At 70.8% G+C, this 12,782-nt stretch carries 15 protein-coding genes; 3 read left to right on the plus strand and 12 right to left on the minus strand.

Annotated elements, in window-relative coordinates:
• From AB0C82_RS24445 to AB0C82_RS24480, 8 genes are all read right to left on the minus strand, one after another.
• Nucleotides 1-407 (minus strand): HAMP domain-containing protein (locus tag AB0C82_RS24445; RefSeq protein WP_362845661.1); only part of this gene is annotated, 407 nt, incomplete at its 3' end.
• A 360-nt stretch (nt 408-767) separates the two neighbouring features.
• Complete coding sequence (locus tag AB0C82_RS24450; protein ID WP_362845663.1) at nt 768-2,366, minus strand: polyamine aminopropyltransferase; 1,599 nt, start codon at nt 2,364-2,366, stop codon at nt 768-770.
• Nucleotides 2,367-2,373: 7 nt separating this feature from the next.
• A complete protein-coding gene (locus AB0C82_RS24455; protein ID WP_362845665.1) occupies nt 2,374-2,811 on the minus strand; it encodes a DUF350 domain-containing protein in 438 nt (145 codons plus the stop codon).
• A 58-nt stretch (nt 2,812-2,869) separates the two neighbouring features.
• The gene (locus tag AB0C82_RS24460) at nt 2,870-3,271 is read right to left on the minus strand and encodes a DUF4247 domain-containing protein (RefSeq protein WP_362845666.1); all 402 of its coding nucleotides are present in this window, start codon (nt 3,269-3,271) and stop codon (nt 2,870-2,872) included.
• Nucleotides 3,268-3,762 (minus strand): DUF2617 family protein, encoded by a 495-nt coding sequence (locus tag AB0C82_RS24465; RefSeq protein WP_362845668.1) that lies wholly within the window; start codon nt 3,760-3,762, stop codon nt 3,268-3,270. Before AB0C82_RS24465 ends, AB0C82_RS24460 begins: the two co-directional genes overlap by 4 nt.
• Nucleotides 3,763-4,275: 513 nt before the next feature.
• Nucleotides 4,276-4,548, minus strand: a complete 273-nt coding sequence (locus AB0C82_RS24470; protein WP_362845670.1) for a hypothetical protein — start codon at nt 4,546-4,548, stop codon at nt 4,276-4,278.
• A gap of 195 nt (nt 4,549-4,743) precedes the next feature.
• On the minus strand, nt 4,744-5,262 hold the full coding sequence (locus AB0C82_RS24475; RefSeq protein WP_362845672.1) for an RDD family protein: 519 nt from the start codon (nt 5,260-5,262) through the stop codon (nt 4,744-4,746).
• A 212-nt stretch (nt 5,263-5,474) separates the two neighbouring features.
• Nucleotides 5,475-6,080 carry a hypothetical protein gene (locus AB0C82_RS24480; RefSeq protein WP_362845673.1) on the minus strand — a complete coding sequence of 202 codons (606 nt, stop codon included), beginning with the start codon at nt 6,078-6,080 and terminating at the stop codon, nt 5,475-5,477.
• 385 nt (nt 6,081-6,465) lie between these two features.
• Here AB0C82_RS24480 and AB0C82_RS24485 point away from each other — a divergent pair, with 385 nt between their 5' ends.
• Nucleotides 6,466-7,011: a pyridoxamine 5'-phosphate oxidase family protein gene (locus tag AB0C82_RS24485; RefSeq protein WP_362845675.1), complete on the plus strand. Its 546-nt coding sequence runs from the start codon at nt 6,466-6,468 to the stop codon at nt 7,009-7,011.
• Nucleotides 7,012-7,107: 96 nt separating this feature from the next.
• Here AB0C82_RS24485 and AB0C82_RS24490 read toward each other — a convergent pair whose 3' ends face one another.
• Nucleotides 7,108-7,365, minus strand: a complete 258-nt coding sequence (locus tag AB0C82_RS24490) for a hypothetical protein (protein WP_362845677.1) — start codon at nt 7,363-7,365, stop codon at nt 7,108-7,110.
• Nucleotides 7,366-7,513: 148 nt separating this feature from the next.
• The gene (locus AB0C82_RS24495; protein ID WP_362845679.1) at nt 7,514-7,894 is read right to left on the minus strand and encodes a hypothetical protein; all 381 of its coding nucleotides are present in this window, start codon (nt 7,892-7,894) and stop codon (nt 7,514-7,516) included.
• A 217-nt stretch (nt 7,895-8,111) separates the two neighbouring features.
• Between AB0C82_RS24495 and AB0C82_RS24500 the strand changes: the two genes are divergently transcribed.
• A complete protein-coding gene (locus AB0C82_RS24500; RefSeq protein WP_362845681.1) occupies nt 8,112-8,426 on the plus strand; it encodes a glycosyltransferase in 315 nt (104 codons plus the stop codon).
• A gap of 327 nt (nt 8,427-8,753) precedes the next feature.
• Nucleotides 8,754-9,629, plus strand: a complete 876-nt coding sequence (locus AB0C82_RS24505; RefSeq protein ID WP_362845683.1) for an oxygenase MpaB family protein — start codon at nt 8,754-8,756, stop codon at nt 9,627-9,629.
• A gap of 48 nt (nt 9,630-9,677) precedes the next feature.
• On the opposite strand, the gene selB is transcribed toward AB0C82_RS24505, so the two are convergent.
• Together selB and selA are read right to left on the minus strand one after the other, a co-directional pair.
• Nucleotides 9,678-11,441, minus strand: a complete 1,764-nt coding sequence (selB, locus tag AB0C82_RS24510) for a selenocysteine-specific translation elongation factor (RefSeq protein WP_362845957.1) — start codon at nt 11,439-11,441, stop codon at nt 9,678-9,680.
• A gap of 2 nt (nt 11,442-11,443) precedes the next feature.
• Nucleotides 11,444-12,751, minus strand: coding sequence for an L-seryl-tRNA(Sec) selenium transferase (gene selA / locus AB0C82_RS24515; protein WP_362845959.1), 1,308 nt, complete (start codon nt 12,749-12,751; stop codon nt 11,444-11,446).
• Nucleotides 12,752-12,782: the final 31 nt, after the last annotated feature.

Raw genomic sequence — 12,782 nt, forward strand, 5'->3', positions numbered from 1 at the left:
GACAAGTCACCCAAGGCCACCGCGGTGGCCACATGCGCGATGTCGCGCACCTGGGTCGTGAGATTGCCCGCCATCGCGTTCACCGAGTCGGTCAGATCCGCCCACGTGCCCGATACGCCGGGAACCTCCGCCTGCCCGCCGAGGGTCCCTTCGGTGCCGACCTCGCGCGCGACCCGGGTCACCTCCGAGGTGAACAGCGACAGCTGATCGACCATGCCGTTGAACACGGTGGCGATCTCACCGAGCAGACCGTCCGCCTCGTCGGGCAGGCGCGTGCCGAAGTCCCCGTCGCGCACCGCGGTCAGCCCGTCCAGCAGCTGCCGCAGCTCGGGCTCCCCCACCTTGCCGGTTCCGCGCGACCGCGCCCGCTGCACTGGACGCGAGTTCCCGACTGTCGTCTCAGCCATGACCAATCCTCGTTGCGCTACGGGCACCCAGCGGACAAAAAAAACAGGACACCGTCACGGCCCGTCGGTGGGCCGTTCCCTCCGTGTCCCACAATTGTGATCACGGACCATTGTTGTGCGACAAAGCACGAGGAAGACTATCCCGGCACCTGGGGAAGCGGTACTGAATCCCATGCCGCCCGCCGCTCAAGAGGGCTCCCCCGATGCCGCCCTTCCCTCGCTGCGCAAGAGGCCGTCGCGGAGCGGTGCTACGAGACCGTGAGAGCGCTCGAACCGGTGGTGTCGGGATCCGGGCGAAGGGCGGTCAGGCAGAGTACGGAGCCGCCGGCTGTACGCGTTCTCCGATGGTTGTCCAGACCCTCAGTAGTTCTGCCATTCGTGGCGGGCGTATTCGAGCACCGCGGGATCCATCAGGGTGCTCGCGCGTACGTCCTGGGGGCGGCGGTCCAGGGGGAAGACGGTGGCGGCCTCAAGGACGGCATCGTCCAGGAATCGCAGAGGCGGGGCGTCCTCGGCCAGACGCAGGGGCGGCGGTGGGCCGTCGGCCCCCGGAGTGGCCAGGATGTAGCCCCAGTTGCCGAAACTGGGGACATCCACCTGGTACTCGGTGGTCGAGTAGTCGGCCCCGTCGATCGTGGCGGCGATGGACCAGTACGACTTCGGGGCGAAGAACGGAGAGCCGCCCTGCACGACGACCCGGCTTCCGGGGGTCAGGACATGGCCCAGCAAGTGGTAGAACTCGACGGAGTAGAGCTTGGCCAGCGCGGCGGTGTCCGGATCCGGGAAGTCGATGATGACCGCGTCATAACGCTGCGCGGCGTCCCGCAGCCAGTTGAACGCGTCGGCGTTGACGGCGTTGACACGCGGGTCACCGAGCGCGTGATCGTTGAGTTCGAGCAGGGGCTCGAAGGTGCGGGCGAGCCGCGTCATCGCCGGATCGAGGTCGACGAGCGTCACCTCTTCGACGTCGTCGTAGCGCAGGACCTCCCGCAGGGCCAGCGCGTCACCGCCGCCCAGGATCAGCACGGCTGAGCGCTTCCCCGACAGGGCGGGGTGGACGAGGGCCTCGTGGTAGCGGTACTCGTCGACGGAGGAGAACTGCAGGTCGCCGTCGAGGAAGAGCCGCGTGTCGGGCTTCCCGGTGAACGCGGTGGACTGGGTGACGACGACGTCCTGGTACGGCGTGGTCTCGGCGTGGATGATCGGGTCGCGGTAGAGCTGCTGCCGGGCGGTGACCTCGATGTCGTCGGCGAGCACGTACACCGTCCCGAGCAGCGCGAGGACTGCTGCCATCCCCGCCAGCAGCATGATCCGCACGCTGCGGCGGGTCTCGCGGCGGAAGATCCAAAGGACGACGACGACACCGGCCACGGCATTGACCGCGCCGACCACCAGCGCGCCCTTGAGCTGACCGAAGGAGGGCAGGAGCAGCAGAGGGAAGCACAGGCCGCCGACCAGCGCACCGACGTAGTCCACCGCGAACATGTCGGCGACCGCGCTGCCGGCCTCCTGCCGCCTGATCCGCTGAAGCAGTGTCATGAGCAACGGGATCTCGGCGCCGATGAGGAGGCCGACGGTGAACGTGACCACCACCATGGACGGCATGTAGATCCGCAGCCAGGCGAACGACACGTACAGGATGAGCACCGACAGGCCGCCGACGAGCGCGAGCAGTGTCTCCACGAGTGCGAAGGCTCCGACCGCGCGCCGTTGCAGCGGCTTGGCGGCCAGGGAACCGATTCCCATGGCGAAGACCATGACGGAGATGACCACGGAGGTCTGCATCACGGAGTTGCCGATGAGGTAACTGCCCAGCGCGGTCAGCGCCAGCTCGTAGACCAGGCCGCAGGCCGCGCAGGTGAACACAGCGAGCAGCAGCAGGAAACGCGCCCCTCGCGCGTAGGTCGTCGGCGGGCGTGCGGGAGTCAGTGCACTGTGGTGCAGGGTGCTGGTGGTCATGGTGCTTTCAGGAAATGGCGGCACCGACCATGAAGGCCGTGCCGATGTACATGGCTGCCTGGACCCAGGCGGCAGGATGGGGGCGGTCCCCCTGGTCCTCGAGCACGGCGGCACCCATGCGGCCGGGGGTCAGCAGACCCACGATGCAGGAGATGACGGTCATCAGTGCGACGCCGGCGAGGCCGTACAACAACGTGCTGAACAGACCGTAGTCGAGGCCCTGTTCCGACTCGCTGGCCCTGATGGACTGGTCGATGACGTAGCCGATGGCGATCGTCTGGCCGGCGAGGAGGACCGCGGCGCCGCGGTTGCGCTCCGTCCACACCACATGGACGAGTTTGCCGGGGGTGGTGAGGTCGAGTGCTATGAAGCCGACTGCCATCACGACGAAGCCGGCCAGGCCATAGAGCAGTGCGCCGCCTGCCGACTCGAAGATCTCTGCCACGGGGCTGCCTTTCGGGGAATGTCATCCATGAGTTCGGGTGGGCGTACTGCGGGTGTGGTCACTTGCCGGAGCCGGGGCCCCCGCCGCGGAACGCGTCGCTGTCCGGGTCCGGCCACACGGATCCGATGTGGGTCCTCCAGCGGTGGTAGCCGGTGCGGTAGTCGTCGATCTCGATCCTGCTGCCCCGCCGGTAGGGGGTGATCGCGACGATGTCGTCCCGGTAGCGGAGGAAGACCATGCCGGAGTCGCTGGCGCGATCCGTGGCCGCAGTGTGGCCGTCGATCTCCTTCGCGACCGTGGACGTCGCGTCGCTGCTGTCGACGTAGCCGGCGCTGGCGCCGCGATACTCCGAGCGGATCCAGCTGGACGGTACGTCGTTGCCGTCGTCCGAACCGCCGGAACAGGCGGCCAGCGCCGCCGTGACGAGGGATATCAGGCCGATGCGTCGGGCAGCCTTCATCGGGCCTCCAGTCGGGTGTGCGTGGACACGATCTGGCCGCTCTGCGGATAGGTGTGCCAGGTGTGCCAGGTCAGTCCGGAGCTCTGCGACTCGACGGTCAGTGCGGTGACCGCTTCCGGTGAGCCGGGAAAGATCCCGTACAGCGCCTGGGGGTGTTCGTCCGACCGGCCGCGGATCTGCGCGACCTGTCTGCCGAACTCCGCTGCGGCGAAGTGCCGCACAGTGGCGCTGAAGTGGTAGGCCCAGTTCCCGAAGTCCTGCGCCGCCGTGTCCGGGAGGCCCCCCTGGAAGCCGGGCAGGCACGCCACGGTTTCCCGGACGGGCCCCGCGAAGACCTGGTGGGAGGCGCCCAGGAGCCTGAGCTGCACATCGAGGCCGCCGACCGTCAGGTCGCGTACGGCGAGTGCCTCGCGAGCGGGATGGCCAAGCGTGAACGACAGCTGGTCGGCGTCGGTGTCCAGATACGGGATCGTGAGTGCTATGCCGCTCATGCGGCGCTGCCTGGGCAGCTGATGGACACAACCGGAACCGTGCGTACTGTCGGCGAATCCGTCCGGTCGCGGACGTCGTCGACGGCGGGGGGTGCGGAGCCGACGGCGGCTTCCTCCAGCTTGAACAATGGTCCCCCGACTCCGGAACGTGCAAAGCGCGCTGAGTATGGCACAGGGCAGGCACGCCGTTGCGAGGGGGCGCCTCCACAGACGCACGGCGCTCCCCGCCCGGCGAACCGCCACACTCGCCGGAGCTCGACGGCCGGTCACCGCCGCAGGCGGTGGGAAGCCTGTCGTGAGCCGGAAGCAGCCGACCTCTCCGGTAGATGGTTCATCGGGCAGGGACGGCCGCTGGACTCGTGATCATCGTTTGAGGCGTTGAGCGGCGACGTCGCCTCCCTGCGCTGAGCGGCAACGCCGCCTTCCTGCCTGGTGCCGCGACGCGTCAGCGCGGTTACTGCCCGCGACTGCCCGCACCTCGCGGAGCGCGACCCGTCGCACGTCGGCCGCGGGTCATCCGGTCGACTCGTCCGGGGTGGGGTGCTCCGGATGGACGCCTGCATTGCGGGCGCTGTTGCGGCCGGCCCCTGCCTCGTCCGGGTCGGAACTGTCGTCGTCGGACTCGGCGTCCGCTCGCGCGTCGACGCGTTCGGCACTCGGCGGGAGGACCACGTCGAGGTCGTCCTCACCGTCCTGGACCTGCTGGTCGGGCATGTCGGCGGGCACGGGCGGCGGGCTGCCCTTCGCCCCGGTGTAGGCGGGTCCCTCGGGCCTGCGGTCAGTCATGTCGCTTCTCCCTTCGGCGCGCCATTACGGGCTCCGGTTCCGCACCTCGCGTACCCGCTGCGTCCCGGATCACGCAAGCACATCCAATCCCCTGTGCCCCGTTCACATGATCGGCCGGTCCATGGCCCAAGGGTTGGACCGGCTGGTGCGCATCCCGCGCCGGCCGGCACCCGCGCACAAGATGTGCTGCACGGTTCACCGGCCCCGCATGACCACTCTGCTGGCGACCAGTCGGTCGTGCAGGCCCTGCCTCTTCGAGCTGAGACCGGCCGCCGTCGCGTTCGCGACCACGAATACCGGGACCGCGACCATCACGAGGTTGCTCAGGTGGCGAACCAGTGCGGCACCGTAGGAGAGCCGCCCGCCGTCGGCGTCCCGGACCACCTCCATGTGCAGGAGCCGCTTGCCCACCGTGCCACCCCACCGCGACACGCTCAGCGGGGAGTACAGCAGCAGGAATGCCGGCGCCCACATCGCTGCCGCGACCAGCCAGACGCCGTCCGCCGAGCTGTCCGGGAGGAGCCGGTCAAGGGCGATCAGCGGGCCGAGCACCACAGAGACGGCGATCACGAGATCGATGGACACAGCCACGCAGCGCCGCATGACGTCACCCGGGGAGCCGGGCAGGGATCGGGACGAGGCAACCATCCACGGCAGCGAGGAGGAGCCGAGGTCGGCAGCGAGGTCGTCGCCCGATGACAAGCGTCCGATCATGTGCAATCACTTTCGATCTTGTAGCGCCTGCGGCCAGGGACGGACGAGCAGGGTGAGCAGCGCGGAGTGTATATCGGCCCGATCCGCGCTGCTCTCCCTGGCAGGTCTCACGCACACACCGCCTGCCAGGCGGTGTGTGCGTGCGGTGCTGCGGATATGCGCTCGCACAGTCCGCTCTCACGAATCGGCCGACCGGTGTTGTGGTGCGCCGGTCAGGAACGCAGCTCGGGCACCAGCGACCGGACGGTCTCCGCCATGGCCGGCCAGGCCGCCGTGACCTGTTGTTCCGGCAGGGGGGTCAAGCTCTGCACCTGGACCTCGCACTCCAGGTTGCTGTCCCGGACCACCAGCCGGAGGTCGCTGGCGAACGCGGTGGCCTCCTTGACGTTCTCGTAGCGGAAGGCCCCGCCTCCGAGCCCCGGTACCTGCACCACCGGGCCTCCGGCCTCCTCCGGCGCCGAGGACAGCGCGTACTTGTAGTGCTTGATCGCGGTGGCCACGTCCTTCCACGCGGTGCAGTAGAGGACAGAACGGCCGTCCGCCTTCGTCCCGGCCGACCTGAAGCCCTGCAGGCAGGCGGCACCGCTGCCCGTCGCCGGATCGGATCCGGTCCGCTGCCCCTTCGGCTGACCGTCCGCCGGCGCGACGGCGGCGGTGAGGGGGCCGAAGTCGACCTTCGGGCAGAGGTCCGTCGGCGGACGGTAGTCGCCCGGCCCGTTCGTCGGTGCGGCGGCCGCCGTCGTCGTGCCTCCGCCGTCGTCGGACGCCTTTCCGTCCCCGCTGCCGCACCCGGCCAGCGAGCCAAGGACGAGCACCACTCCCGTAGCCCATCTCGCTGCGCGAATGCCTCTGCCTGTCTGGGACAACTCCACGTTCGCTCCCCTCAGTGCCGGCCCGTTCACGGCCAACGGCGTCGCCACCATCGCAGAGCGCAGCCTCGATCCCATCCGGGAAAGTACGTAATCCTCTGCGTAAGAAGTGGCGCCCCTGCGGCAGTGGTTGATGCCGGAACAGCACCGAAGCTGGTCCAAGCAGTCCTCCTCGGCCACGAGCTCGCCGAAGAGGGCTGTTCACGGGGAGGGTCGCAGGACCGTAGTCCCCGCCCTGACGCCGAAGCGCACTGCTCCGTGCCGAAACCGAGCCTGAGCGACGGCGGCCCGGGCTGCGTAGCCTTCGTTACAGGGAGAAGGAGAGGAGCCCGTCATGAAGCCGAGGCAGCCCACGACCGAGCTGGACGCCCGCTACAGCTCCGCGCTCAATCCGCGCCCGGGCGCGGAGGACGTCACCGCCACCGACTGGGCCGAGGCCGAGCGCCGCCTGCAGGCCGCCGAGGTCTTCTGGATCACCACGGTCCGGCCGGACGGCCGGCTGCACGTCACGCCGCTGATCGCCGCATGGCACGACGGGGCACTGCACTTCAGTACCGGGCGGGGCGAGCAGAAGGCGAAGAACCTGGCCGGCAACGCCCACTGCGCGCTCACCACAGGGCACAACTCGCTCTCCGAGGGCCTCGACATCGTGATCGAGGGCTCGGCGGAGCAGGTGACCGATTCAGCGCGGCAGGACGAGGTCATCGCAGCGTTCGAGGCACAGTACGGGGACCACATCGCCTCCCCGGAGGGGGTCTTTCACGGCTTCGGCGACGGCATTCGCCAGGGCGACGACCTGCTGTTCGCGGTGGCGCCCTGCACGGCGTACGGCTTCGGGCACGACGGCCAGGTGTTCAGCCACACCCGCTACACCTTCTAGGAGATTCCCTCCCACCGTGCCCCCTGTCCAGCTTCGCGAATCTTCGGGGCGCAGGCCGGCCGAGGGCGGGCCGCGAACCCCAGCGTCAAAGCTGGTTCACGTGACCTTGACGCGCAGGACGTAGCGTCGGCCGGCGCTGATCGCCTCCGCCTGCTCATGCAGATCTCTGGCTGTGAACCCGAGCAGTGCCCGGTCCGCCGCCCGCCGCAGCAACGGCACGATTTCCCCGACCGGCCGGCCGCCGTGCGTCTGTGCGAGCTCGGAGAATGCCGCTTGGTACGAGGCACCATGGGTGCGCCTGCTGTCGGCGAGCAGCCGGTCCAGGTGTTCGCCGCTCACACTGATCTCACCCATAGCTGCTCCCGGAGTCCCGAGACCTGGCTTGTCCAGGCCCATACCGACGACAGTACGAGCCGGGTCTGACAGTGAGGGCTCCGCAGATTTCATCAACCGCAGCCCGTAGCCGCGCAGGGTGTGACTGTGCCGGCGTCCGGGGGCGCACTCAGAGCCGCGGCGCCCGCGCAGACTCCAGAGCCTCGCGGGCGGCGAGGTAACCCGCGATCTTGAACGCCCGTTCATGGGAGCCGAACGGGTCGGCGCGGGCGCGCCTCAGCACCACCCGAGCGGCGATCAGGATGCCGTACTCGGGCAGGCGCAACTGTTCTTCGATCCCTGCGGCAGCCGCCGCGAAGAAGCGGGGCAGGTCCTCGGCAGGTTCGTACGCAACCGTCAGTCCCCGGGCCACCTCGAAGGCGAAGCCTTCGGCTGCCGGCTCGAAATCCACCTCTATCCCCGCGAAGTGCGGCGCGCAGTTCTGCTTCTTGTGCAGCACGCACACACCACGGATCGGATACTGCGGAAACAGGGGCGGCGTCGGCGTCATGCCGGCACGCTACCCCTGCCAGGCAACCGCGACATCAGTCGGATCAGAGTCCTGCCGACGGGTGGATCCTGCTGTCCGCAGACGGCCGGGACGGCCCTCCGCTCCCAGTACGTTCGGCCGGGGCGATGCGCGGGGAGCCCGCCCGTGGACGGCTGCCGGGCGAAGCCTGTCATCATGCTCCTGACATATCCTCGACTCTCCAGGAGCGCGACCCATCATGCGCATGACCCGTCTCACCACCACCGTCCTGGCCACCGCGCTCGGCCTCACCGGCGCGCTCGTGACCGCCCCGATCGCAGGCGCCGCAGCCACGGCCGGATGCCAGTACAAGGTCGTGTGGCCGACCGCCGGGGTGTACGAGAACCCGAATCCGTACAGTGCCGTCGTCAAGACCAAGTACGCAGGTGACATCGTCGGCGCATCGACCTGCGAGGGTGCGGGGTACAACGAGTACAGCTACGCCCTGGTCACCACCGACGCGGCCGCTGACCGTCGGGGCTGGATGCGCGTCGAGGCACTCGTCGCCCTCTGACCCGCCCTTCGCGGACTCCTCGGTAGTCCGGGCGAGGTCCTGCTCGGTCCGTGCGGCGCTCAGCGCTCGGCGCTCGGCAGGACCTCATGGCCGACGGCTCGGGGCCCCCGCAGACGCAGCCGGGCCGTCTTGCCGCGGCCGAGCGAGGAACCGGCGGGTCCGAGGCTCATCGGGACCGCCGCTCCTCCCGCACCGGGGCGAGGTGGTCAGCCCGTCGGTGACACCGACGGAATCCGGCCGCCTCGTCCGCCCTGCGCACCGGTACAGCGCCGGCCCGCCCACCTCGCGCGCCCCCGCACGGTTTCATGGACGACGCATACTGGCCCTATGGGTTCGTCCGCACACAGCGCGACCCGCCTGCGCGAGCGGCTCGGCAGCGCCGTGTTCACCAGGGTCGCCGGTCCCGCAGGCGCCGAGAACCGCGCCCGCATCCATGGAACGCCCGGTCCGCGATGGTTCGGTCCCGAGCGGCCGATCCGTACCGTCCACGGCGATGCGTCCATGTTCATCGGCGGGCTTCGAGCGCTCCTCCTCCAGTCCCTGCACCCGCTGGCCATGGCTGCCGTGGACGCCCACTCCGGCTTCCGCGGGGATCCCTGGGGGCGGCTGCAGCGCACCAGTACCTTCCTCGCCGTAACGACGTACGGAACGGCGGAGCACGCACAGGAGGCGGTCGACCGAGTGCGAGCCGTACACCATCGGGTGCGCGGAACAACCTCGTCCGGAGAGCCCTACCATGCCGCAGACCCGCACCTTCTCGGCTGGGTGCATGTGGCCGAGGTCGAGAGCTTCCTGCTCGCCCACCAGCGATTCGGAGCCGAGCCGCTCGACGCCGCCGGGTACGACGGCTACGTCCGGGACATGGCGCGAGTCGCGGAAGCACTGGGCGTCGCCGATCCTCCTCGCGACACGAAGGAGCTCAGCGCCCGGCTCGCGGCGTACCGGTGCGAACTTCGACCGACAGAAGAGGCACGCGCGGCGGCTCGGTTCATACTGCTGCACCCGCCCCTGCCCTGGGCCGCGCGCGCTCCCTACGCGGTGCTCGCCGCGAACTCCGTTGCCACACTCCCCCGGTGGGCCCGGACCTCGCTGCGACTGCCCCAGCTGCCGCGCTTCGGCGAAGCATGCGTGGCCCCCACGGGACGCGCACTGACCACCGCGATCCGCTGGGCCATGACACCGCCGCCGCGCCCCCCGGCATGATCAGGCCACGCGGGCACCCGCCCGACGAGGCAACAGGTGGGACCACCTCTACCGGTCCCCCGGCGCGCACCGGCGGCGCTTGTCGGGGAGCAGGTGGGTGATGCCCTGAGCGTCGCAGTGCTCCAGCAGGGGAACGGTGACACGTCGGGAGGTTTCCAGGGCGCGGCTCGCCGTTCCTACGGTGAACGGCTGGTCGAGTTCGCTCAGCCGGCCGGCCGCCAGCAAGAGGGCGTCCGGCAGCAGGACCACGTGCTCCGCGAGCCGCAGTACCGCTCCGAAGCGGACCGCCGCAGCGAGTTCGCGCCGCCCGAATCCGAGTTCCGCGAGCCGTTGGGCCTGGGGCGCGGCGAAGGGCCGCCCGGCGAGTTCGGCGGTGAGCCGGCGCACCGCGTCCACCACGGCGGCGGGCTGCGCCGCGGGCCCGCTGGTCACGCGTCCGCGACTCATCCGCAGGGGCGGTGTGACCAGTGCCTCCACGAGGGAGACGGCAGGCAGTCCCAGACGGTGCCGGGCGGCCTCCACCGGTATGCCCTCCTCCGTGGGCCGTTCGGAACGGTAGGCCACGACCATTTCGGCCAGGGAAGCGCGCAGGCCGTCCCAGTGGGCGGGGTCCGCAAGCCAGTCGCCCGCGACCGGGGTGGTGTGGACAGTCACCCCCATCGCGGTCAGCTCCCCGCGTCTGACCAGCAGTCGGCGCCGTAGCTCGGCCGCCTCTCCCGGGGTGCCGCCGGTGTCGGCGAGCTCGGCCGCCCGCCGTGCCGCGGCGCCGCGACGCCGCAGCTCCGGTGGCTGGGGGTCGAGCACCGTCACGCCGGCCAGTACACGCCGCAGACCGGGGTCGCGCAGCACCGCGCGGTCACCGATGCGGAGTGGCAGCGGCTCCGGCAACGTCAGCCGTACGAGGTCGGCGCCGAGCGGCCGCACGCGTACGGGCACGGCCGCCGAGCCGATGTGGGCGACGGCGGTGCGGGGCAGTTCCGCGGCCGGTGTTCCGCCCTGTACGCGCACGTCGCAGCGCAGGCTCGGGAGGAAACTTGCGGGGGTGAGCAGGGCGTCGCCGCGACCGGTCTCCTCCTTGTCGAGCCCTCGGAGGTTGACGGCGACCCGGGCGGTGGCCGTCACCTCGCCGGTTTCCTCGCCGAGGGCCTGCAGCGCCCGGACGCGCACCGGACGGCCGGAGCGGGCGGTCACGAGTGCGTCGCCCGTGCGGATCCGCCCCGCACCCAGGGTGCCGGTGACCACGAGGCCGCTGCCGCGCACGGTGAAGGACCGGTCGATCCACAACCGCACGGGTGAGTCGGCGTCCCCGTCCGGCAGGCGCGCGGCCAGTCGGCCGAGTGCGGTGCGCAGGTGCGCCATGCCCGCGCCGGTGCGGGCGCTGACGGCCACGGCCTCGACGTCGCCGAGCGTGCTGGTCCGGATGAGGTCCCGTGCCTGCGCCGTGGCGGTGCCGGGGTCGGCCAGATCGCAGCGGGTGACGGCGAGCAGTCCGTGCCGTACGCCGAGGGCGTCCACGGCGGCGAGATGCTCGGACGACTGCGGTTTCCAGCCCTCGTCTGCGGCGACGACGAACAGTACGGCGGGTACGGGCCCCACCCCTGCCAGCATGGTGGGGACGAACTTCTCGTGTCCCGGGACGTCGACGAACGCGAGGCGTTCGCCCGACGGAAGATTCGTCCACGCGAAGCCCAGGTCGATCGTCAGGCCGCGCCGCCGCTCCTCCGCCAGCCGGTCGGGGTGGGTGCCCGTCAGCGCGTGGATGAGTGTGCTCTTGCCGTGGTCGACATGTCCGGCCGTCGCGATGACCCGCATGGTCACAGCCCCGACGCGCGGAGCACCGCGGCGAGGATGTCCGCGTCGCAGGTCTGCGGTACACACCGCAGGTCCAGCAGCAGCCGGCCTCCCACCACCCGGCCGAGCACGGCCGGTTCACCGGTGCGCAACGGCGTCGCCAGGTCGTCGGGGAGGCTGAGCGCACAGGACGCCAGGGTGGTCCCAGGAGCGCCGCCTCCTCCGACCACCGCCTCACTCGGTACGACGCGCGCGTCAAGACCTCGGCCGGCGACGCCCTCGGCCAGGCGCAGCGTGCGTGCACGCAGCTGCGGCAGCGGCATGTGTACGGCTGCGTACACAGGTGGCTCCGGACCGCGCAGTGTCGCTTCCAGCGCGGCCAGGGTGAACTTGTCGACGCGCAGGGCGCGGGCCAGCGGATGGCGACGCATCCGCTCGACGACGTCGGCCCTGCCGAGGACCAGTCCCGCCTGCGGACCGCCGAGCAGCTTGTCCCCGCTGGCGGTGACGAGTGTGGCCCCGGCGCGCAGGGCCGTGGCCGCGTCCGGCTCGTCGGGCAGTACCAGATCGGGGGCGAGGAGGCCGGAGCCGATGTCGACCACCACGGGCAGGCCCAGGGAGGCCAGTTCACCGGCGTCCACTCCCTGGGTGAAGCCGCTCACGGTGAAGTTGGAGGGGTGGACCTTGAGGATGAAGCCGGTGTCCGGGCCGGCGGCGTCCGCGTAGTCGCCGAGCCGGGTCCGGTTGGTGGTGCCGACCTCGCGTATCCGGGCGCCGCAGGACGCGAGCAGTTCGGGTATGCGGAAGCCGTCTCCGATCTCCACGAACTCGCCCCGGCTGAGCAGGATGTCGCGCCCGGGGGCCAGAGTCACCGCTGCCAGGGCCAGGGCGGCTGCTCCGTTGTTGACCACGTGCACGGCCTCCGCGGCCGGCACGGCCTCCCGCAGGGCCGCCATGGCGCTGCGGCCCCTGGGCGCCCGTCTGCCAGTGCTCAGGTCGAGCTCGACGTCCGTGTATCCGCCTGCCGCCGCCATGGCGTCCAGTGCGGCCCCCGACAGCGGGGCCCGTCCCAGATTGGTGTGGAGCACCACACCGGTGGCGTTGTGTACGGGGATCAGCCCGGCCGCGTGTACGGGGAGCGCGGTGAGAGCGGCGTGGACCGCGTCGCCGGGGCCGATCCGCCCGTCGCGTACGGCTTGTTGGGCCGTGGCGATCGCGGCCTTGACGATGGCCCTGCCCAGCCGGGCGGTCGCATCGCCGAGCCGGGGATCGCCGAGCAGCACGGTGGTGCTCGGTACGTGCCGCCGGGGGTCTGCCGGCGGCTGCCGCATCTCGTCCGCCACCCGTGCCACCCCGATCGAA

Source organism: Streptomyces sp. NPDC048560, assembly GCF_040650955.1.
Classification (GTDB): Bacteria; Actinomycetota; Actinomycetes; order Streptomycetales; family Streptomycetaceae; genus Streptomyces.

Excerpts from the sequence above, each read along its gene's own strand:
- AB0C82_RS24450 (WP_362845663.1), bottom strand. The coding sequence starts at position 2,366 with ATGACCACCAGCACCCTGCACCACAGTGCACTGACTCCCGCACGCCCG.
- AB0C82_RS24460 (WP_362845666.1), bottom strand. The coding sequence starts at position 3,271 with ATGAAGGCTGCCCGACGCATCGGCCTGATATCCCTCGTCACGGCGGCG.
- AB0C82_RS24465 (WP_362845668.1), bottom strand. The coding sequence starts at position 3,762 with ATGAGCGGCATAGCACTCACGATCCCGTATCTGGACACCGACGCCGAC.
- AB0C82_RS24470 (WP_362845670.1), bottom strand. The coding sequence starts at position 4,548 with ATGACTGACCGCAGGCCCGAGGGACCCGCCTACACCGGGGCGAAGGGC.
- AB0C82_RS24475 (WP_362845672.1), bottom strand. The coding sequence starts at position 5,262 with ATGATCGGACGCTTGTCATCGGGCGACGACCTCGCTGCCGACCTCGGC.
- AB0C82_RS24485 (WP_362845675.1), top strand. The coding sequence starts at position 6,466 with ATGAAGCCGAGGCAGCCCACGACCGAGCTGGACGCCCGCTACAGCTCC.
- AB0C82_RS24490 (WP_362845677.1), bottom strand. The coding sequence starts at position 7,365 with ATGGGTGAGATCAGTGTGAGCGGCGAACACCTGGACCGGCTGCTCGCC.
- AB0C82_RS24495 (WP_362845679.1), bottom strand. The coding sequence starts at position 7,894 with ATGACGCCGACGCCGCCCCTGTTTCCGCAGTATCCGATCCGTGGTGTG.
- AB0C82_RS24500 (WP_362845681.1), top strand. The coding sequence starts at position 8,112 with ATGCGCATGACCCGTCTCACCACCACCGTCCTGGCCACCGCGCTCGGC.
- AB0C82_RS24505 (WP_362845683.1), top strand. The coding sequence starts at position 8,754 with ATGGGTTCGTCCGCACACAGCGCGACCCGCCTGCGCGAGCGGCTCGGC.
- selB (WP_362845957.1), bottom strand. The coding sequence starts at position 11,441 with ATGCGGGTCATCGCGACGGCCGGACATGTCGACCACGGCAAGAGCACA.
- selA (WP_362845959.1), bottom strand. The coding sequence starts at position 12,751 with ATGCGGCAGCCGCCGGCAGACCCCCGGCGGCACGTACCGAGCACCACC.